At 57.1% G+C, this 21,184-nt stretch carries 19 protein-coding genes; 13 read left to right on the top strand and 6 right to left on the bottom strand.

Annotated elements, in window-relative coordinates:
- The first annotated feature begins 24 nt into the window (after positions 1-24).
- A complete protein-coding gene (locus WC600_13735; GenBank protein ID MFA4903792.1) occupies positions 25-1,356 on the top strand; it encodes a UDP-glucose/GDP-mannose dehydrogenase family protein in 1,332 nt (443 codons plus the stop codon).
- Positions 1,357-1,456: 100 nt separating this feature from the next.
- Entirely contained in the window at positions 1,457-2,956 is a 1,500-nt protein-coding gene (gene rfaE1 / locus WC600_13730; GenBank protein MFA4903791.1) for a D-glycero-beta-D-manno-heptose-7-phosphate kinase, read from the top strand.
- A gap of 308 nt (positions 2,957-3,264) precedes the next feature.
- Here the strand turns inward: rfaE1 and WC600_13725 are convergent, their stop codons facing one another.
- The gene (locus tag WC600_13725; GenBank protein ID MFA4903790.1) at positions 3,265-4,065 is read right to left on the bottom strand and encodes an SH3 domain-containing protein; all 801 of its coding nucleotides are present in this window, start codon (positions 4,063-4,065) and stop codon (positions 3,265-3,267) included.
- An 8-nt stretch (positions 4,066-4,073) separates the two neighbouring features.
- Positions 4,074-4,892 carry a zinc ribbon domain-containing protein gene (locus WC600_13720; protein ID MFA4903789.1) on the bottom strand — a complete coding sequence of 273 codons (819 nt, stop codon included), beginning with the start codon at positions 4,890-4,892 and terminating at the stop codon, positions 4,074-4,076.
- A 281-nt stretch (positions 4,893-5,173) separates the two neighbouring features.
- Here WC600_13720 and WC600_13715 point away from each other — a divergent pair, with 281 nt between their 5' ends.
- The 6 genes from WC600_13715 to WC600_13690 all read left to right on the top strand — a co-directional run bounded on the left by WC600_13715 (position 5,174) and on the right by WC600_13690 (position 11,746).
- The gene (locus WC600_13715) at positions 5,174-7,687 is read left to right on the top strand and encodes a PEP/pyruvate-binding domain-containing protein (GenBank protein MFA4903788.1); all 2,514 of its coding nucleotides are present in this window, start codon (positions 5,174-5,176) and stop codon (positions 7,685-7,687) included.
- Between the two features lie 121 nt (positions 7,688-7,808).
- Positions 7,809-8,222: a response regulator gene (locus tag WC600_13710; protein MFA4903787.1), complete on the top strand. Its 414-nt coding sequence runs from the start codon at positions 7,809-7,811 to the stop codon at positions 8,220-8,222.
- A 292-nt stretch (positions 8,223-8,514) separates the two neighbouring features.
- Positions 8,515-9,129 carry a carbonic anhydrase gene (locus WC600_13705; protein MFA4903786.1) on the top strand — a complete coding sequence of 205 codons (615 nt, stop codon included), beginning with the start codon at positions 8,515-8,517 and terminating at the stop codon, positions 9,127-9,129.
- A 303-nt stretch (positions 9,130-9,432) separates the two neighbouring features.
- Positions 9,433-10,263 (top strand): DUF2092 domain-containing protein, encoded by an 831-nt coding sequence (locus tag WC600_13700; protein ID MFA4903785.1) that lies wholly within the window; start codon positions 9,433-9,435, stop codon positions 10,261-10,263.
- Positions 10,260-10,859 carry a DUF6515 family protein gene (locus WC600_13695; GenBank protein MFA4903784.1) on the top strand — a complete coding sequence of 200 codons (600 nt, stop codon included), beginning with the start codon at positions 10,260-10,262 and terminating at the stop codon, positions 10,857-10,859. The genes WC600_13700 and WC600_13695 overlap by 4 nt, the downstream gene beginning before the upstream one ends.
- Positions 10,860-11,005: 146 nt before the next feature.
- Entirely contained in the window at positions 11,006-11,746 is a 741-nt protein-coding gene (locus WC600_13690; GenBank protein ID MFA4903783.1) for a DUF4239 domain-containing protein, read from the top strand.
- An 82-nt stretch (positions 11,747-11,828) separates the two neighbouring features.
- Here the strand turns inward: WC600_13690 and WC600_13685 are convergent, their stop codons facing one another.
- Genes WC600_13685 through WC600_13675 form a run of 3 tightly spaced genes read right to left on the bottom strand, consistent with a single transcriptional unit; the run spans position 11,829 to position 14,078 of the window.
- Positions 11,829-12,338, bottom strand: a complete 510-nt coding sequence (locus WC600_13685) for a universal stress protein (protein MFA4903782.1) — start codon at positions 12,336-12,338, stop codon at positions 11,829-11,831.
- Positions 12,338-13,135, bottom strand: coding sequence for a TIGR02186 family protein (locus WC600_13680; GenBank protein ID MFA4903781.1), 798 nt, complete (start codon positions 13,133-13,135; stop codon positions 12,338-12,340). Before WC600_13680 ends, WC600_13685 begins: the two co-directional genes overlap by 1 nt.
- Before the next feature lies 1 nt (position 13,136).
- Positions 13,137-14,078 carry a sulfite exporter TauE/SafE family protein gene (locus tag WC600_13675; GenBank protein MFA4903780.1) on the bottom strand — a complete coding sequence of 314 codons (942 nt, stop codon included), beginning with the start codon at positions 14,076-14,078 and terminating at the stop codon, positions 13,137-13,139.
- Between the two features lie 306 nt (positions 14,079-14,384).
- On the opposite strand from WC600_13675, the gene WC600_13670 reads away from it, so the two are divergent.
- The 3 genes from WC600_13670 to WC600_13660 all read left to right on the top strand — a co-directional run bounded on the left by WC600_13670 (position 14,385) and on the right by WC600_13660 (position 17,826).
- The gene (locus WC600_13670) at positions 14,385-15,821 is read left to right on the top strand and encodes an ATP-binding protein (GenBank protein ID MFA4903779.1); all 1,437 of its coding nucleotides are present in this window, start codon (positions 14,385-14,387) and stop codon (positions 15,819-15,821) included.
- Positions 15,818-17,188: a sigma-54 dependent transcriptional regulator gene (locus WC600_13665; GenBank protein ID MFA4903778.1), complete on the top strand. Its 1,371-nt coding sequence runs from the start codon at positions 15,818-15,820 to the stop codon at positions 17,186-17,188. The genes WC600_13670 and WC600_13665 overlap by 4 nt, the downstream gene beginning before the upstream one ends.
- Positions 17,189-17,451: 263 nt before the next feature.
- Positions 17,452-17,826, top strand: a complete 375-nt coding sequence (locus WC600_13660) for a response regulator (GenBank protein MFA4903777.1) — start codon at positions 17,452-17,454, stop codon at positions 17,824-17,826.
- A 27-nt stretch (positions 17,827-17,853) separates the two neighbouring features.
- Here the strand turns inward: WC600_13660 and lon are convergent, their stop codons facing one another.
- Complete coding sequence (gene lon / locus WC600_13655) at positions 17,854-19,866, bottom strand: endopeptidase La (GenBank protein ID MFA4903776.1); 2,013 nt, start codon at positions 19,864-19,866, stop codon at positions 17,854-17,856.
- A 243-nt stretch (positions 19,867-20,109) separates the two neighbouring features.
- On the opposite strand from lon, the gene WC600_13650 reads away from it, so the two are divergent.
- Together WC600_13650 and WC600_13645 are read left to right on the top strand one after the other, a co-directional pair.
- Positions 20,110-20,301 (top strand): hypothetical protein, encoded by a 192-nt coding sequence (locus WC600_13650; GenBank protein MFA4903775.1) that lies wholly within the window; start codon positions 20,110-20,112, stop codon positions 20,299-20,301.
- Entirely contained in the window at positions 20,282-21,142 is an 861-nt protein-coding gene (locus WC600_13645) for a hypothetical protein (protein MFA4903774.1), read from the top strand. The genes WC600_13650 and WC600_13645 overlap by 20 nt, the downstream gene beginning before the upstream one ends.
- Positions 21,143-21,184 lie beyond the last annotated feature (42 nt).

Below are 21,184 nucleotides of genomic sequence, written 5' to 3'. Positions count from 1 at the left end.
CACCATCGAGGAGGTTATTAATTCATGAAACTGGCAATAATCGGCACAGGCTATGTGGGTCTGGTGACCGGAGCCTGCTTTGCCGAAATGGGCAATGAAGTTATCTGTGTGGATACGGATGCAGCCAAGATTGAAGCCTTGGAACAGGGCCGCATTCCCATCTATGAGCCGGGTCTGGAGGCTTACGTCAAGCGTAATTATCAGGAACACCGTTTGTTTTTCACGACCGAGTTAGGGCCGGCGATTCAAAAAAGCCTGGTCTGTTTCATTGCGGTGGGGACACCCCAGGACAAAGACGGCTCCGCCGACCTGTCCATGGTGCTCCAGGTAGCCAAAGAGATCGGCCGCCATATGAACGGCTACAAGGTGATCGTGGACAAATCCACGGTGCCCGTTGGCACGGCCCGTCAGGTACGCCAGGTCATCCAGGCAGAATTGCAGGCCAGAGGCGAAGTCTTTGAATTCGACGTGGTTTCCAACCCGGAGTTCCTCAAGGAAGGCACTGCGATTGATGATTGCATGAAGCCGGACCGGGTCGTGGTGGGATGCGACGAGGTGCGGGTGGCTGAGTTAATGAAAGAGTTGTACGCTTCGTTTACGCGTACCAACCGGCCCATCATCATCATGGATGTGGTGAGCGCCGAGCTTACCAAGTACGCCGCCAACGCCTTCCTGGCCACCAAAATTTCCTTTATCAATGAGTTGGCCAATATCTGCAGCCGCACCGGCGCCAATATCGCCAAGGTAAGGCAGGGGATTGGGTCTGACCCCCGCATCGGCGCCCTCTTTCTTTTTCCCGGACTGGGATACGGCGGTTCTTGTTTTCCCAAGGATATGCAGGCCTTGATCCATACGGCCCGGGCCTATGATTATACCCCGCGGCTGTTAGAGGCCGCGGAGGATATCAACCAGGATCAACGGCGGATCTTTGTGGACGTCATTCGCACCCACTTTAGAGAGGATCTCAAAGGAAAAGTTTTCGCCATCTGGGGGCTGTCCTTCAAGCCTCAGACGGACGACATTCGAGAGGCCCCGGCGCTGACGATCATGGCCCGTCTGTTGGAAGCGGGCGCCCGAGTTCAGGCTTACGACCCGGAAGCCATGGCCGCCACCCGGCAATACTTGGGGGACAACAAGGATGTGTCCTATGCGTCCTCTACCTACGAGGCCCTTGAAGGCGCGGACGCCCTGATTATCTGCACTGAATGGTCTAAATTCCGGGAGCCCGATTTCGAGCGGATGCGCTCCTTGATGAAGGCCTCGGTGATCTTTGACGGCCGCAACCTGTACAATCCGGTCAAATTGGCCAATTTGGGTTTCAAATATTTCCATATCGGCCAAGAAGTCGAATCGTAGTCGGTAGGGCGGGCGTCCCCGCCCGCCTCTCACCCGGCGTATTTCATGGCGGCGGCCGGGGACGGCCGCCTGACCTGAGCGGGTGGGAAGGAACTGAGCCATGCCTCCCGAATCGCAGCATAAGTCCGAAATCCTAGCCGAGCGTCTCCGCCAGGTGGACCTGGAAGGCTTTTCAAGCCTTAAGGTGCTGGTGGCCGGGGACTTCATGCTGGATGAGTATCTTTGGGGGAAAGTGGAGCGCATCTCCCCCGAGGCTCCGGTAGCGGTGGTGGAGGTGGAGCGGGAAACCCACACCCTGGGTGGCGCCGGCAATGTGGTCAACAACCTGGTGGCCCTGGGCGCCCAGGTTGAGGTCTTGGGTCTGGTGGGCGATGACAATCCCGGCCGCTTGCTGAAGCAGGAGATGCTTCGGCTGGGGGTGGGCGTAGAGGGCCTGTTTACGGACGCCGGGCGGCGCACTTCCCGGAAAACCAGGGTCCTGGGCGCCTCCCAGCAAGTAGTGCGCATTGATCGGGAAACCCGCACTCCGGCCCCTTTAGCCTTCGAGCAGGCCGCCCGGGAGTTTTTAAGCGCCCGTCTGCCGGGGCTTCACGCCCTGGTCCTGTCCGATTATGCCAAAGGGGTGCTCACCCCGCCGGTCTTGCAGGAACTCATTGCCCAAGGGCGCAGGCTAGGCTATCCGGTGGTGGTTGACCCCAAGGGCGCCGACTTCTCCTTGTATGCCGGGGCCACGGTGATCACCCCCAACCGCAAGGAAATGGAACTGGCTGCGGGCGCTTCCCTATTCGCGTGGGATGACCTGGTGACCGCCGGGGCCCGGCTGCGCGAGGGTCTCGCCCTGAAATACCTGCTCATCACCTTGGGGGCGGATGGCATGCTCCTGTTTGCAGGCGGCGGACCGGCGCTGCATATCCCCACCCGGGCCCGGGAAGTGTTTGACGTCTCCGGCGCCGGCGACACGGTGGCCGCACTCATGGCCCTGGGTTTGGCCCAATGGGGTGACCCGATTCTTTCGGCCGCCCTGGCCAACGTCGCGGCCGGGGTGGTGGTGGGTAAGGTGGGCACCGCCCCCATCTTCCGGGCCGAACTGGCTCAGGAGTTGGGCCAGGGTGGGACCCGGCTGGAAGAGAAAATCAGGCCGCTCTCCGAACTGCGCCTGCTGGTGTCCCAACTCCAGGCCCAGGGCAAGAAAGTGGTATTTACCAACGGCTGTTTCGACCTGCTCCACGGCGGCCATATCGAGTTTCTGGAGGCTTCCCGGCGTCTGGGAGACATCTTGGTGGTGGCGGTGGATTCGGACGCCTCAGTGCGGCAGGTGAAAGGGGAGGGCCGGCCGGTCATCGGAGAGGCCCAGCGGCTCCGCATCCTGGCAGCTCTTACCGCGGTGGATTACGTCACTCTCTTTGACAGCGCCCAATTGCCGGAACTCCTGGCAGCGCTCAAGCCCGATGTCCTTACCAAGGGCAGCAATTACCCCGAAGAACAGGTCGCCGGCCGCGAAGTCGTCACAGGCTACGGCGGCCAGGTCTCCTTGGTCCCCATCACCGAGCCCACCTCAGTCTCGGACCTTATTAATCGGATTCGGGGCGGGGAGAAATAATGCTTTGGGGAGAGGGCTAAGGGAAAAGGCCCTTGCATTTACAAAAAATCCCCCAAAACCCTAGCCGCAGTCCCTTCAGGGAATTCCAAAAGTTAAGAGACAATTCTTTGTCATTCTGAGTGTAGCGAAGAATCTATCTTTTAAAGCAACAGAGATTCTTCACTCCGCTACGCTCTGTTCAGAATGACATAAAATATTCTCTTATTATTGATTGCAACCTCACATAAAAGGCTGGTTGAACCTGCGGCTCAACCAGCCTTTCTTATCTTGAGTATTCTTGATCTTAAAACCGAAAATAGAAAACGGTATTACATGGCCTTGGGTGGGGTGTGAGTCTTAGGCTTTTCCGGTTGGGGCGCGGGTTTCCGGGCGGGTTGGCTGGGCGCCGAGCGCGGGTAGCTCACCGGCAAGGATTCCAGGTAGCGGCCGTAAGCCCAGCCGATGGTATTGGTCCGGGAATCCCGGACTTGCAGCCAGCCGCCGGGGCCGGAACCCAGCACCTCCACCTGTTGGTTGAACCCCAGGGTGGTGAGAACCCGGTTGCCGGTACTGGGTCCGGCGCGCAGGGCCAGGCTATTGACGTTCACATAGTAATAGGGCGGTCCCGACCGGATGGACAGCGCCGCGGCCGGAAGCCAGCCCGTCGTGCCGGAGCGGAAAGACCTGACCCGCCACCAGCCGCGGCTGTCCTGGTCGAGTCTATCCACCCGGTCACCCCGGTGGAGCAGCTCCAGGGCGGTGCAGTTATAATCGGCGCAATTGCGCAGGTACACGTTTCTCAGGGAAACATAGAAAGACGCCGGTACCGGACCGTAACTCAGCAGATCGCTGGAAATCCAGCCGATGCCGCCGGTGCGGTCCAACTGCACCCGGACCCACCCGAAATCATTGCGGTCCAGGACGACCACCCGATCGCCGCTGTAGACCTCTGTGACAATGCCGCAGTCATAGCCCGGGCAATCCCGTAAGTAGGTCACGGTGGGAACCACGTAGTTGTAAGTGGGAGACACCGGATAACCGCCGGTGGTGACGGGTGGCTGACATCCGGAGAGCAGGGCTAAGGCTAACATGCCGAGTAATAATCCGGGCACGATGCGGGCAAATCTCATGCTTCCTCCTATTGTTCCGCCTCTTCAAGGGAGCGGATGCGCCAATTTCCCATCTCTTTGGCAAACCGCACCTGATAGGTTTGGGTATAGCTGGTCAGTTCTTGGTTGCGCCGATTCCTGGTGTCAATGTACCACGTGACCCAGGCTAGGGCGTTATCAGGGTCCAGAGGCTGCACCTTGTCAACGGTAAATACCAGGTTGGTAAAATCAAAATTTTCCCAGGCTTTCAACGTCTCGGCCCGTTTAGCGTCCAACTGAGGATAGGTAACGGAGTAGACGCTCATAAACTGGACGATATCCTTGCGCATCTGGGCTTCCCGCAAGGTCGAGAGCACTTTTTGCATCTGCTCTTTGAGTTCCGGCGCGGCGGCAGGAGCCTGTTCGGGGGCCGGGACCGCAGGCGCAGCAGGGGCCGGGACCGCAGGGGCGGGAGCCGGGGCTTCGGCTTTGGGGACCGGCGGCGGCGCGGGCGGGGGTGATGTGTCTCGGCTGAAGAGCAAGATCAGCAAGATGATGATAACTACGCCCGTGCCCACCAACAGGCCGATGAGCCAGGTTGGCGTCCCGCCGGATGGAGCCGGGGCAGGGGAGGGCGCCTTCGGCGGCAGCATGGGTTCCTGTTCGGGTCCCAAGACATCGAGTGCGGCCTGAGCCCCTTTCAAGGGAGCGTCACACTCGTGGCAAAATTCCTGGCGAGGCGAGACGCGCACCCCGCATTGAGGGCAAAAGGTATCCCCCTCTTCCGGATGCAGCAGGAAACTGCCGCAGGTGCTGCAATAACGCTGTCCAGGTTCATACGGATTCTGACAATGGGGGCATTGAGGCACGGTCGACCTCCCGAGCAGCAAAATTGGATCGCTGAATCACTCTAAAATTAGCCCATGAAATCGCAAAACCCCGGAGAAGTCAATTAATTATTTCTTAAATCCTCCCTGATGAGAGATCTGATAGGTTTTTTACATCTTACCGTGTCGGAAGGTGGGGTGAAGGCCGGTCTTATGCCAGCCAGGTGCCTCGTCCATAAGGGGGAAAATGTATTTTCAGTTGAGGACCACCCCGGTTTATTCTATAATCGGGGGGAAATGTTCCGTTCTCAAAGGAAAATTCGGTGACCGCGGCTTTGCAGAAGCTCAAGAAATGGTTCACCCGCAGGGGCCGGCCGCGGTCCTACCCCGCCTCTTTGGGTCCTCCGCCCGCCCTCCTTGAACGGTATCTGCAGTATAAGCGCCTCCTCGGAGCAAACAGCGCCATTTTAACCACCGTCGCCGACCTCCAGGTCAAAATGGACGAGGGATTCCTGTTTGACATGTACTACGTCCGACAGGCCTGTGACCGGCTGGGCCATGAGATTGAGGTAATGGTGGAGTCTCTGAATGCCATGGCCGGAGGCCGTTATAGCGCCTTGGACGCCGCTCGCCAACGGGTGGCCCATCTGGTGGCGGAAGAGCTGGCCGGACCCACCTTGAAGCCGGTTCCCCTGGCGCTGCCCCTGGGAGAGGTGCGGGAAGGTTTTTTTTGTGGGGGCAAAGCCGAGAAATTGGGCGAACTCACCCGCCTGGGGTTGCGGGTCCCCGTGGGTTTCGGAATCAGCGCCTATGCCCAGAAGCTCTTTTTCGAAACCGGCCACTTGGTGGAGTTTATCCGAAAGGCCATTACCCATTCCCATATCCGCGACTTGGAAAGCCTGCGGGAGGCAGGAGATGAGATCCGCAAAGAAATTATGGAGCAGCCGTTGCCGCCGGAGCTTTCCCGGGCTATCCAGGAGCGCCTGGTGGAGCTGACTGCGCCCCGGGTGGCGGTGCGCAGCTCCGCTCTCCAGGAAGATAGCTTCTTCAGTTTTGCCGGGCAATTCGAAAGCGTACTCAATGTTCCTCGGGATCTGGTGGAACACCGTTATAAGGAAGTTATTGCGTCCCAGTTCACCCCTCGGGCCTTGTACTATTGCCATACCAGCGGTTTTTCCTACCAGGAACTGGCCATGGGGGTCCTGGTCATGGAGATGGTGCCGGCCAAGACTGCAGGGGTGCTCTATACCGATGATCCCCGGGGCGGGGAGGGCGCTATTATCAATGCCGTCTGCGGGCTGGGTTCTCTGGCGGTGGGCGGCGTGGTGGAGCCGGACGTCTATCGGATTGAGGCAGGCGGGATTGCGGGCCTCCACGTGGGCGATAAGTCCCACATGCACGTTGCCGCGCCGGAAGGCGGGATTAAAGATGTGATCACCCCGGAGGAACTTCAGGGGGCTTGTCTGGGGGAAGACCAGGCCCTGGAACTGGCCGCGCTGGGTGACCGGGTCAAGGAGCACTTTGGTCCGCCCCAGGATATTGAATGGGCTCTCGATGCCCAGGGTAGGTTTTACCTGCTGCAAGCCCGGCCCTTGCGGGTCAGCCGTCAGCTCAAGGCCGACTACCTGCCGCCCCAGATCAAGGGGGCCGAGGTGCTTCTGGCCGATGGCATCATCGCCTCCCGGGGCGCGGCCGCGGGCCCGGTCTATCTGCTCCAAGGCGAGGCTCTGGATAACATCCCCCAGGATGCGGTGCTGGTAACTCCCCGGGCCTTGCCGGAATACGCCGTGGTAGTGGGCCGGGTGGCGGCCATGATCAGTGAGGCCGGGAGCGCCACCAGCCACCTGGCCACGGTGCTGCGGGAGGCCAGGATTCCCGCCATCTTTGGGGCCAAAGGGGCCGGCGCCCGTCTCACGCCCGGTGAGGTGGTCACCGTGGACGCCTACTATGGCAACATTTACGCCGGCCGGGTGGAGGAACTGCTCAAGGTGCTGCGGGGCGGCGATGAGGCGGTGCGCCAGACCCGGGCCTACAAGGTGCTGGAGCGGGTTTTAAAGCACATCATTCCCCTCAATCTCCTGGACCCCCGAGGGGAAAACTTTCGCCCCGAGGCTTGCCGGACCTATCATGATATCACCCGGTTCGGTCATGAAAAGGCCATGGAAGAGCTTTTCCAGGTGTCAACAGCGCGGGTGGATGAAGACGGGGCCCGGCACCTGGTTAGCTCCATCCCGGTGGAACTGAACATCATTGACCTGGGCGGAGGGCTTGCCCCCGAGGCCGCGGACCTGGTCAAAGTCCGGCCCGAGCATCTCCAGTCCCGGCCCATGCTGGCCTACTGGCGCGGGGTGGCTGCCGTGGGCTGGACCGGGCCCAAACCCGTAGACCTGGCCGGGTTTATGTCCGTGGTCATGAGCACCGCTACCAACACCAACATCCAGGAGCGGCTGCACGAAAAGAATTTTGCCATCATCACCAATGATTATATGAACCTGTCCAACCGGTTGGGCTTTCATTTCGCCACCATTGAGGCCTTTCTGGGCGCTCCGGGGGAGAGCTATGTAAGTTTCACCTTTTATGGCGGTGGCGCCGAGCTGCCGCGCCGTATGCGCCGGGTCAGCTTTCTGACCAGGATTTTGGAGGACCTGGATTTCCGGGTGGAACCCAAGGAGGATTCCATTACGGCCCGCATCGACGGCTATGATGCCGACATCCTGGAGCAGAAGCTGGAAGTTCTGGGCCGCCTGATGATGGTTGCCAAGCAGTTGGATATGGTGATGCTCTCCGAGGATGCGGTGGAGCAGCATTACCGCGATTTTTCCGAGAAACATATTTGAGCGGGTTGAAGCGAGAGGCCGAACTGCCCAGGGCACGAGGGTTTTTGTCGCTTCGCACCCCCGATGATGCGGCCGCACCGGTGCTCTTTAGGGCGACGCGGCGAGTCGAGGAGGTTATAAGATGGGACGGATTCTGGCCGTCGATGACGAATTGGATATGTTAGCCCTGCTCAAAATGATCATTGAGGGCTATTCTGACCATCAGGTCACGGTCACCAACAATCCCCTCGAGGCGTCCGAACTCTTGGAAAAGGAAACCTTTGACCTGATTCTTACGGACCTCAAAATGCCGGGCATGGATGGCCTGGAGGTGTTGGCCCAGGCCAAAAAGCAAGATGAAAATGCTCTGGTTATGGTGATCACCGCTTACGGGTCGCTCGAGTCGGCGGAGGAGGCCATGGCCAAAGGGGCTTTTGATTATATTACGAAGCCGTTCCGCAAGGAGCAGATTCTCCTGGCCATTGACAAGGCCATGCGCTGGCGGGACATGGTGCAGCAAAACAAAGCCCTTAAACAACAGCTTGAGGGCAACTAGCCTCCTCGTCTCAGAAATATTTTGACCTGTTTTTGTGGGGGCGCACCTGAGTACGCCTTAACCGGGCGGACACCTGGGCCGCCCGTATGCAAAAGCGAAATTATAAAAGGAAAATTCTGATGGAATGGATAATCGTCATAGCAGTAGTGGTCATTTTGATTATTTTCCGCGGCGGTGGATGCTGAGGGAAATAAGCGAGCGGCTTGGTAAGCCGCAGTTAACCGGTGGTTTCGCCTGTCTCGTGACCTCTTCACGGTGACCGGCGCAAAAGCAAGGCAAAAAGGATCACTTAATGAATCACGGGGAGCGAGGTATCACTGGCCGACAAGTCTGGCAAAAGTTAATGGAAGGCAACTTTCGGTTTGTCCAGGGGCTCTTCCAAGGGCGAAATCTCATGGACTTGCGGCGCACTTTGACGCTAGGCCAGCAGCCGGAAGCCGCGATACTTTGCTGCTCCGATTCACGGGTGCCCGCGGAGATCATCTTTGATCAGAGCCTGGGAGATCTCTTCGTGGTGCGCACCGCTGGTCTGGTGCTGGACCCCACAAGCATCGGCAGTCTGGAGTACGCAGTGGCGCATCTCCACGTGCCCCTTCTCGTTATCAAGGGCCATGAGTGCTGCGGCGCGGTTACCGCGGCGGTAGAGCATCCCGAGGCGGCCCACGACCATATCGTGGCCATTGTGGAACAGATCGCACCCGCGGTGGCCCAGGCTCGCCAGAACGGCAACCACGGCGAAGACCTGGTAGAAGCCGCCACCGACCTCCATCTCAAATTACTGGAAGCGACCTTGCTCCGGATCAGCCCCGTTATCCGGAAAGCGGTGGACGCCGGGCGCTTGGAGGTCATGGTCGCCAAGTATTACCTCCATGCGGGGCAGGTTCAACCCCTGGCCTCGACGTTTTAAGACCTCTCCCGGATGGTGGTTTAGCAGTCATCGGCAGGGATTTTATCCGCAATGACCTAAGTAATTGAACATAAACGCCCTTTGCGTTCTCTGCGCCTCTGCGGCGAAAAATGATTAACCGCAGAGACACTGAGGGCGCAGAAGATAAATAGGTCAAATTATTTATGACGCTATGTATAGCTTAACAGACAAGCAACGCCTCGCCGCATAAGCCTGGCGAACTTCCTGTCAGGCTGAGACCTAAGACCACGGGGACGCGCTGAACTCAGGTCGCGCCTAAAACTTTTTAAGGAGAGGAATCCTATGCGTGGAATAAAGCCCCGAACCCTAACCCTCATCGCCATCCTCCTCCTGTTTCTGCCCGGCTGGGCCGGCGGGACTACCGGGGGTGCCGCGGCCAAAGGCGCGGCGCAGGCCCCGGCGCCGCCTGATCCGGACAAAATCCTTCGGGATATGACCAATTTCCTTAAATCCCAGAGACAGTTTTCTTTCCGGGCTGAAGTCACCGATGACCAGGTCTATAGCGGCAGGAAAAAACTGCAATATTCCTTGGACCTCAAGGTGGCGGTGCGGCGGCCCGATAAAATCAGGATCGACGGCCAGGGCGATCTGGAAAACCAGGAGGTCTTCTATGACGGCCTGACCCTAACCCTTTACAACAAGGACCATAACCTCTATGCCATCGCCCCTATGCCACCCACCATTGATGAGGCCCTGTCCAAGGCCTACCGTAATTTTGGCCTCCAGGTGGCGCTGGCCGATCTCGTCTGCACCAACGCCTACGACCTGATGATGAAAAACGTCACCCACACCCTTTATGTCGGACTGCATCGGGTGCGCGGAGTGCTTTGCCATCATTTGGCCTTCGATCAGGAGGATATGCAGTGGCAAATCTGGATCGAAGCCAACGGTAAACCTCTACCCCGCAAGCTCCTGATTAACCAAAAGAAGCTTCTGGGTGAACCTCAATGGACGGCCCATCTGACCGACTGGAACCTGTCTCCGCAACTGCCTGCCAACATGTTCACCTTTGTGCCGCCAACCGGGTCCCAGCAGATCGACTTTTTGCCTCCAGCCAAAGCCGCAGAGCCCAAGCCCACACCCCGGAGCACCAAGCAAGGAGAGAAACCATGAAAAGACCGAACCTGTATGGCTGGCTGGCGATCGTGTCGGTTGTGGCCCTGCTCATCGCCTCGCCTTTATACCCCACCGGCGCCCTGGCCCGGGGTGGTGGTGGCGGCCACCGTGGCGGCCACGGTGGCGGTCATAGCGGCATGCATGGCGGTGGCGGACACCACGGCGCCTTTGGGGGCGGCGGCTTCCGGGGCGGTGGCGGACACGGCGAGCACGGCGGCGGAGGCGGACACCACGGGGACCATGGCAATCATGGAGATCATGGGAACCACGGGGACCATGGAGACCATGGGGACCACGGAGATCAAAGAAACGTTAACGTCAATAGGAACTACAACCGGAACGTCAACGTCGAACATGGCTGGGGTGGTTATGGCGGCCCGGGTTATGGTCCGGGTTGGGGACCCGGCTGGGGCGCAGCAGCCGGTCTGGCCACCGGGCTGACCCTGGGAGCGGTGGTGAGGTCACTCCCCCAAAATTCCCAACCGGTGGTGATCAATAACCAGACGTATTATATGTCCGACGGCCAATACCTGCAGCCGTGTTATCAAGGGTCGCAGCTACAGTACTGTGTGGTGCAAAACCCCAATCAGTAACCATCAGAGGATTTCTCCGGCAGGCGCAGGCTTCGGCTGGGGGCAACCTGGCGCTTGCGTCTGACCGGATTAGCCTGACGCTCTAGATATCCAGGGCTCGAAAAAGATATGATTGAGAACCTGCTGCTCCCCAGGAGACTGATTCGGTGAGTACGACCTTACTCCTATTATGCTTGATCTTCTTCATCAGTGTGTTGGTTTCCGGGGGGTTACTCCTGATTCGCCGGTGGTTCGGCCAGCACCTGCAAAAAGACCCTCTGCACACCTCTATATTTAGTTTTTTTACCACCCTTTACGCCTTTTTCATCGGCTTTTCCATTGTCACTTTGTGGTCGACGTTCCTCACTACCCAAGTAAATGTCAACCGGGAGGCCGACGGCCTCATGGTGGCCCACTATGCTGCCCGAAGTCTGCCCCAATCCGAGGCCTTTCGCCAGTCCCTGCAATCCTATGTCAAGACGGTGCTCGAAAACGAATGGCCGCAAATGGAAAAGGATTCCATGAGCCAGGCAGCCAGTCAGCGTTTCGATGAGGTCTGGGAAAAATATTTTGCACTCAGTGGCGATTCGGACAAACTCCGGGCAATTTTTAATAGTCTTGCGGAAGCCGGCCGGCAGCGCCTTTCCCGTGCCACCACGGTGAAAGGCAATCTCTATCCCACGGTCTGGATTATTCTTTTCTTTGGCTTTGGATCGGTAGTTTTCGGATTATTCCTCTTGAATCGGCAGCCAACGGCTGTATCCCTGATCTTTGAGTTCATGGTCATATTTATGGTCTTGACGTGCCTGTTTTTTATTTACGATATCAACACGCCGTTTTCCGGATTTATTACGGTGCGGCCAGACGCTTTTCAGGTGATCTATCACAAGATGCTGAGTTTGCCGTAGATTCACACCAGGCCTGGAAAAACCAGAGGAGCCGGGGATAATTCCCCGGCTCCTCTTGCTTCTATCTGAAGCGACATTCAGGCTAATATGAAGGTACTTGTGGGGGGCCGCCTGCTTCGCCTTCCGGCGCCTTGGTGAACGGCACTACCAGCACGGGCACCGGCAGGGCGCGGCGGGCCACTTCCCGGACCACCCGCTCGGTGGTGGAGCCCAGGAGATGCCGGCCCATAAAGCCATGGCCATGGGTGCCCAACACCAGGAATTTCACTCCCCTGGCCTGGTCCAGAAAGTCGATGATAGCACCGGAAGGATCTTTTTCTCCTTCCAGCAGATGGGTGTGAACTTCTACTCCGACTTTCTCGCCCCGCTGCACCGCTTCTTTAAGCACATTTTCGGCATAGACCTCCTGATCCTCCTTCAGGTGCCGGTCGATAAAGGCGAAGTACCCGGCTTTCCGCAGTTGGACCACATGGAGAACTTCCAGCGGCAACTCCAATAAACGGGCCATATTAAGAGCCCTCTGCATGGCTTCCCAACTGGCGGCGGACCCATCCACCGCCACGGCAATCGATTTGGCTTTTTCTGTGGCCATTAGTGGTGGCCTCCTTTCCCGAAGATGACTCCCACCAGCAACCCGGCCCCCAGGGCGACAACCACCGCCATGATGCCGTAAAAGACTGCGGAGTTTTTGGAGGTTTGGGTCAGCCAGTTTTCCAGGCCCACCTTTTTGATCTCGATCACATCCTTGCCGTACCCCACTAATTGCCCATCCTTGAAGCAATAGGATTCAACCAGGTAGCGCCCTTCCGTGGCCGCGGGGGGAAAGCGGAAATAGTGCTTGAAGAGCTTGCCCTCGGAGACCTCCAGGCGTTTGGGGTCTTCCACGATGCTAAAGAGGTTGCCCCTCTCCTTGATTTTGAGCAACCCCTGCCAGACGACCTTCTCGTCCTCGGGGGCCGCGTCGCCCCGGATGAGGTGCATCTTCATCTTGGGACGCATTGCGTCGTATCCCAATCCCAACGCTTGCGCGGTTTCCTTGGAGATGATCTGGCTGATGGGTTTGCCGGTATGGAGCTTATAGATGAAAGGGGCGCCGGTGACTTCGTACTGCTTGACAGTCATCCAGAAAGGTCCGACCCGGCCTTTCATGGAAAGCTTGACTGCCTCCTCTTTTTCGGCAGTGAGCTTAATGACCACATCGGAACCGGGGACCGGGTTAACCCCGAAGAAATAGATTTCATCCCCGTGGTAAGTGAGACCGATTTCCACAACGTTTTTCGAAGCCGACGTGACCACCTTCTGTTCCGCGTCAGGGGTTACGGCCAGGGCTTGGGCCCCCCAGAGGCATACCAGGCAGCCGGTCAGGAGCAGGGTTAAGATTTTTTTCATCTTAGTGTCCCCCTCCCGCGGTCGCCAGACTCACCAGGTCGGTGGGGGTGATTACCAGGTCCAAGAAGATCTTGACGGTCAAGACCAGCACGATGATAGCCAACAGGATGCGAATCTGCTCGCCCTTGAGGCGTTTGCCTGCCACCGCCCCGAACTGAGCCCCGATGGTGGAGCCGCCCAGGAGGATCAAGGCCAGCAGGAGGTCAACAGTGTGGTTCACAAAGGCCTGCTGGAGGGTGACGTTGGCTGAGGTAAGGACGATCTGAAACAGGTCGGTGCCAATGGCGGCGATGGTAGGCATGCCGATGATATAGATCATGGCCGGCACCATGATAAAGCCGCCGCCCACCCCCAGGATGGCCGCCATGATGCCCACGATGGTGCCGATGGAAAAGGGAAAGATGGCCGACGTACTCAGCCCGGAACGATGGAAATTCATCTTTAAGGGCAGTTTGTTGAAAATTCGGGTGAGGCCCGATTCACTCACCGGAGTCTCCACCACGGCTTCCGCGGCCGCGCCCTTGCTGCGGCGGATGGTGCGCAGGCTCTCCACGAACATGGCGCCCCCCACCAGGCCCAACATGAGCACATAAACCACCTTCATGACGAACTCGAAGTTGCCCAGGGCCCGGAGGACCTTGACCAACTGCACTCCGATGGTGCCGCCGAAGATGCCCCCGGCCAGAATCACCAGACCCATCTTGAAGTCCACATTCCCCAGTTTCCAATGGGCAAAGGCCCCTGAAGAGGCTGCGGCCACGATCTGGTTGGAGTCGGAAGCTGCCGCCACTGCCGGCGGGATACCGATCATCATCATCAACGGCGTGAGCAGGAAGCCCCCGCCGACCCCGAACAGCCCGGAGAGGAAACCGACCAGGCCTCCAATCCCCAGAACAAGGAAAAAATTAATGCTCATACCCGCAATGGGAAGATAAATATCCATCCTGCCTACTCCCTCCCAATAAATTCAGAATGCGGAAAGTATGTTAAATATCTCACAAGGTGTCAAGTCTTTTTCTGAGTCAAAATCCCTGTTGCATTTTGCATCAAGGCATGGCAAAATAATAAAAATAGATGGTGGTTATGCAGGTTAACATATAGCTATGAGCAATTTTTATTTTATAAAGGTAAAACCTCGCGGGTATTCCAGAGAGAAAAATACTGTTGCAAAAATAAAACAGAGGCCCCCAAAAACCGCTGATATCGACATCGTGCTCGAGGCCCGAGATCATCGTCTTACCCCGGAGGAATGAAGCTCTTGTACCTAAATATTCGCCAGAAAGTGATCTTGGGATTTGCCGCCTGCGTCCTGGCCATCGGCTTCATTGGCGGCTTCTCCTATCACTATCTCCACGCCATCGAGTTGAAGCAGCACGTGGTCCAGATTGCCGATGATTTGCGGGAGATCGTCTTGGAGATTCGCCGTTACGAGAAGAACTATCTCCTCTATGGCCTGAATGAGGATTTCAAAGAAAACCAGCGCTATACCCAAAAGGCCCTTGAGGTCCTGGCCACCATCGACGTAAAAAACCTCAAGGTGGCTTCCCAAATGGAGACCTTCAAGAAGGATTTGATCGCCTATCAGGAATTAATGGAGCAACTGGCCAAATCCGGGGAACGGGGCCAACCGGAAAGTCGCGGTCTGGAAGAGCAACTGCGCACCTGTGGAAAGGCCCTGGTGGACCTGTCGGTGAAATTGGTGGCCTTTGAGCGCTTGCGCATTCTGGAAATCATCACTACCCTGAAGACCCAGCTCCTCATCTCCCTGATCGTCTTTCTGGCCTTCATGGGGTTTCTCATCTATATTGTCAGCCGCAAGATCATTTTACCCCTGCGGGTGATTGAGAATACCACCGGACGTATTGCCCGGGGGGACTTCAAGCCGCTGCCGGTGCTGGATACCCGGGACGAAACCCAACGGGTGGTGGAAGCCTTCAACCGCATGGTGGCGGAATTGGAACGGCGCCAGGATCAACTGGTCCAGGGTAAAAAGATGTCCTCCTTGGGGGTCTTGACCGCCGGGATTGCCCATCAGTTGAACAATCCCCTCAATAATATTTCCACCTCCTGCCAGATCATCCTGGAGGAATTGGACGAGGCCGACCTGGATTTCGTCAGGAAAATGTTGACCAACGTGGAGCAGGAGGTTTACCGGGCCCGGGATATTGTCAAGGGGCTCCTGGAGTTTTCCCGGGTGCGGGAATTCTCCCTTAAGCCCACTCCCTTGGAAGACGTGGTCAAGCGGTCCATCCGGCTGATTTCCAGCCAGGTGCCTCCCGGGATTGATCTCGTGGATGATATTCCCCAGGACCTGATTTTGGAATTGGATGCCCAGCGGATGCAGGAGGTCTTCTTGAATCTCCTGATGAACGCCACCCAGGCCATCAAAGAGACCCCCGGGGAGATTCGCATCGCGGCCACAGCCGACCCGGCCAGGCAGGAGGCCGTCATCACCATCGAAGATACCGGGGTGGGTATCCCCAAGGACGAATTGGACCGGGTCTTTGACCCCTTCTACACCACCAAAGAAGTTGGCGTCGGCACCGGGTTGGGATTGTCCATTGTTTATGGGATAATCGAGAAACACCACGGCCACATCAATGTGGACAGCAAAGAAGGGGAGGGCACCAGGTTCACTATCCTTATGCCGTATAACCCCCAGGTCAAGCCGGAGAGGTCCTCATGACGAGACGCAGTAAGATCCTCATCGTCGAAGATGAATTAATCGCCCGGGAAAACCTGGACCATGTGCTCACGAAAGAAGGGTATGACACCGTGGCGGTGGAAAGTGGCATCCGGGCCTTTAAGGAACTGGAAAGACAGGAGTTTGACCTGGTTATGACGGATCTGCGCATGCAGCAAGTGGACGGCTTGCAGGTGCTGGAGCGCACCAAGGAGCTTTATCCCGACACTGAAGTGATTATGATCACCGGGTTTGCCACGGTGTCCACTGCGGTTGAGGCCATGCAGAAGGGGGCCTATCACTACCTACCCAAGCCTTACAAGATTGACGAAGTGCGCATCCTGGTGAGCAGGGCCCTGGAAAAGCACTCCCTGCGCCAGGAAGTCACCGACCTGAAACGTCAGGTGCGGAGCCAGAAGGCGGTGCCTTTCCTGGTCGGGAAAAGTCCCAAGATCGAACTGCTGAAAAAGACCATCGAACAGATTGCCGGGAGCGACGCCACGGTGCTCATTCTGGGGGAGACCGGCACCGGCAAGGAACTGGTGGCCAAGGCCATCCATCATCTCAGCCCCAGGGCCGATAACCGCTTCCTGGCCATCAACTGCGGCGCCTTCAGTGAGGAGTTGCTGGCCAACGAACTCTTCGGCCACGAAAAAGAAGCCTTCACCGGCGCTCGGGGGGTTAAAAAGGGCCTGTTGGAAGCGGCCTCGGGCGGCACTATCCTGCTGGATGAAATCGGCGACATGCCCACGTCCATGCAGGTCAAGCTGCTGAGAGTCCTCCAGGATAAAACCCTGATGCGGGTGGGCGGCACCACCGAAATCCCCGTGGATATCCGGGTCCTGGCCGCTACCAACAAAGACCTGAAAGGCGCGGTGACCGCGGGCAATTTTCGGCAGGACCTGTTTTACCGCATCAACGTGGTCACCCTGCAAGTGCCCACCCTGGTGGAGCGCAAGGACGATATCCCCTTGTTATGCCAGCACTTTCTAGAGAAATTCTCTGAGGTGCAGGGGAAGAAGATCGACAAGATCGCAGACGAGGTCACGGAATTGTTGTGTAATTACGAATTTCCCGGGAATATCCGAGAGTTGGAAAACATCATGGAGCGGGCCGTGACCCTGTGCAGCGGCTCGGTCATCGAGATGCAGCACCTGCCGCTGGATTTCCAACAGCCCCATTTCCAGGTGCAGCGCCATCAGCGGCGGGAGTTCGCTACTCTGGAAGAAAATGAAAAGGAGTATATTTCCTGGGTAGTCAAGCAGGTGAACGGGAATAAGACCAGGGCCGCGGAAATTTTGGGGATCGACCGGGTGTCCCTGTGGCGCAAGCTCAAGCGCTATGATCTAAGTAACGGCGACGCCGCCTGAAAAGATTTTCAACCTTCTCATCCGGCAATACGTTTAAGGCCAGGAAAAGTTGCTGCAAATCTGTCAGCCCGAGACAAGGAAATCGGTTCCATGACTATTTTTCAGAATAAGTTATAAAATATGTTGTAGAAAAGCCCAAAAAGTTCTAACCTTTCAGACAGGTGCCCTCCGGAACTTTCCTCACTATAAGGAAAAACCATTAAATCGGAAGATTTCATACGGTTTGACCTTTAGCCGTATGATCTTTTTTGGTTAGGCAGATAATGCAGAATCCCGGAACTATTTTGGTGGTGGAAAATGGGGAGATTTTACGGCCCCTGATCTGCGAAATCTTGAGAAAAGAGGGCTATAACGTCTTAGAGGCTCAAGATGGTGATGAAGCCTTGCTGGTTTGGCAACGGTACCAGGAGCCGATAGATTTGGTGTTGACTGACGTGGTCATGCCGAACATGAGCGGCAAGGAGTTGGTGGAACATCTGCGGTTATTACAACCTGAGATCAAAGTCATCTATATGTCAGGATATGAATCAAGTATCCTCTCGTCCGGCAATAAATTTGGCTCTGACGCCGTTTTCCTGCAAAAGCCCTTCCGGCCGGCTGAATTAGGCGAAAAGGTCCGGGAAATATTACAGTCCTAAGACCTCCAGTTCAATTTCACCCCAACATTACTCTTTTGGCAGCAGCACCAGGTCAACCAGAGGCTCGATCGCATCGGCTAAAACGATCTCCACTCCGGCCTTCACTTCTTCTTCCAGGTTCACGATATCCACTTCGTTCTGCTTAGGGAAAACTACCACCTGAACCCCGGCCCGCTGGGCGGCCAGGACTTTTTCCCGGACGCCGCTTATCGGCAGGATGCGGCCGGACAGGGTCAACTCCCCGCTTAAGGCCACGTCCCGCCGGGCCGGCCGCCTGGTGAGCAGCGAGAGCAAGGCCATGGCGATGGTGATCCCGGAGGAGGGTCCTTCCTTGGGAATGGCCCCGGAGGGCAGGTGGATGTGGATGTCACTGTCGGTGAAAAAGTCCGGGTCGAGGCCGAACTGCTCGGCGTGGCTGCGGATATAGCTCAACGCGGTCTGGGCCGACTCTTGTAAAACGGAGCCCAGGGAGCCCGTGAGGATCAACTGTTTGTGGCCTCGCATGCGGGTGGCTTCCACGAAGATGATTTCGCCGCCGAACTCGGTCCAGACTAGTCCCGTGGTCACCCCCACCTGATTACCGGCCTCGGCTACCTGGTGGCTGAATTTCCGGGGGCCCAGGAACTTTTCCACCAGGTCCTCGTCGACGTTGAGCGCGCAAGTGCCCTTGCCCTGGACGCAGATGCGGGCCAGTTTGCGGCAGACCATGGCCATCTCCCGGTCCAGGTTGCGCAAACCCGCTTCCTGGGTATAGCCGCGGATGATCTTGGCAATGGCCCCATCGGAAAAATCTATCCCCAGGTGACCCAGGGCGTGCTCCCGAAGCTGGCGGGGAATGAGAAAGTTTTTGGCGATCTGGACCTTTTCGTGCTCGGTATAGCCGGGAAAATAGATGACCTCCAGGCGATCCAGGAGCGGCGCCGGCAGGCTCTCCACCACATTGGCGGTGGTAATGAACATGACCCCGGACAGGTCAAAGGGCGCGTCCACGTAGTGGTCCACAAAGTTGTTGTTCTGCTGGGGGTCCAGAATTTCCAGGAGCACCGAGGCCGGGTCGCCCCGAAAGTCCTGGCCGATCTTGTCGATCTCGTCCAGCATGAACACGGGGTTATTGACCTCCAGGCGCTTAAGTTCGTTGATGATGCGCCCGGGCATGGCCCCCACGTAGGTGCGGCGGTGGCCTCGCAGCTCGGCTTCGTCCCGGAGGCCGGCCAGGGAGAGACGCACAAACTTGCGCTCCAGGGCCTCGGCGATGGCCTGGCCGATGGAGGTTTTGCCGGTGCCGGGAGGGCCGGCGAAACACAGGACGGGACCCCGGTTCATCTGCACGTGACGCTTTTTGTCGATGATCTCCCGCACTGTGGACCGCAACTCGTCCAGTTTGATGGGCTTGGATAAGTAGTGGGCCGCGCCCTTTTTCAAGGCGTCCACCGCAGAGCTCACCGTGGCATAGCCGGTGACCATGACGATTTCGGTATGGGGCGCGATCTGCTTGACGGATTCCAGGAGTTGAATGCCGTCCATCTTCTCCATCTTCAGGTCGGTGAGGATGACGTCGAACTCCTGGGCTCTGACCTTTTCCAGGGCTTCCATGCCGTTGGCCGCGGTCGCCACCTGATGGCCTTCTTTGCGCAGAATATATTCCAAATTGGTCCGGGCGATTTCCTCGTCGTCCACCACCAAAATTTGGGACGTCTGCACGCTGCACAGGGTGCGCACCGCCAGATATTCCAGGATGCGTTCTTTGACATGCTTCAGCCCAAAGTGTTGGGCCGCCAGGATGCGCTCGGCCCTCTTCAGGTCCAGGTTATCTTCCGTGAAGCGGTTCCAGGGGAGGGAAATCAGGTAATCTAAGTAGTTGATGCCGATGGAGTATTCGGCCACGGACGGATCGGTTTTCTCAACCCGTTCCAACTCTTTCATGGCAATGGCGGCCACCGCTTCCGGCAATTGGGCCTTGTGCACGGCAGTGCGCAATTCCACCAACTCCTGGGCTGGCTTGGGGCGTTCCTCTTCGGTCGCTTTCCGGAAAAAAACCATGACGAGATCCCTTCCTGAGGTTAAGACAAACCCCGATAATTATAAGAAATAATCGCCAAAACAGCAATGCCTTGCCTGAGGAGCGGTTTTTTATTTTTTTGATTTTCCTATGAAAATTCTTATCGCCCCTGGACCGATGGGGACAGTGTTGCTTTTTGCAATCCTTACCCCTCAGTGTTGCAATAATGTATATCATATTGATTATATTGATAAATAAAATATATAAATTCTGGTTGTTGCATAGTGCAATACCAAGAAGCCGTGGAGTCTAAAATTCTATTGGTTGAATATCCTATAAAAACAGCTAGTTATAAAAATAATCGGTTTTGGCAAGGTTCTTGTATGTATCTAAAGGCAAGAACCACTCCCCCCGATCCAGGTGGGCAAAAGGAAACAGAGGGGAAGGTCAAAAATTATGATGAACTTCAAGAATAACCGAGGCAAAGGCGGTAACTCGGGTGATGGTAATTCCATCAGCCCAGGTCCCGGAGTGTCGGGCCAGGGGGACGGCAGTTCGGCCGCCTCCAACAACCGGCACGAGGTCAAGCGGAAGATTCTGGTGGTGGGCAAAACCTTTGCCTTTACCAACGGGGTGATCGATTATGCCCTTAATCTCTCTCAGCGTCTGGGGTACGACATTATCGCCATGAACGTCAACCCTGCCCTGGCCCAGACCGGCAAGTTCTTTTCCCCTTACAACCAGCATCTCCGCGGTAAATTCACCGACCGGGCCCGCCTGGCCTGGTCCCCGGTTGAGTCCGAACTGGCCAGCCAGGGAATCCACGGCGAGCACGTGGTGAAATTTGAGAGTCTCGTTGGGGCCATCAAGGATCTGAACCATGCCATCAAACGCATCGACTTCGTCATTACCGATGCGGGCATCAAGGACGAGGAAATCACGGGGGAGATTCCTCTCCCCGTTTTCAGCATCTCAGGATATCAAGGAGAACAGATCATGGCTAATGAACAGCACGAAAATGCGGGCAGAAGCAAGTTGCTCGGCAAGACCATCGGCTTGGGACTGGGGGTCGCGGCCCTCTATGCGGCAGTGTTCATCAACTCTGACACCGTCATGAAATACTTCACCAAGGGCGGCATCTATGCGGCGCTGCCCATTGTCACAGTGTTCGCGATCTCGTTTGTGCATGGCGCGTTTGCCTCCAACCTGTGGTCGCTGCTGGGTATCGAAGCCACAAAGAAGGTCCAGCCCCGGGTGGCTCCGACGCGGCCGGCGCAAAGAAAGCGTCCCCGCCCGCAGATTCATTTGAATGCCTAACCCGTATCTTCTTAAAATATCTTGACCGGATGATCTGAAAGG

The sequence above is a fragment of the Desulfobaccales bacterium genome (assembly GCA_041648175.1).
Classification (GTDB): Bacteria; Desulfobacterota; Desulfobaccia; order Desulfobaccales; family 0-14-0-80-60-11; genus 0-14-0-80-60-11.
Note: the sequence above shows the minus strand (reverse complement) of the source record. Positions and strands in the feature narration are given on the sequence as shown.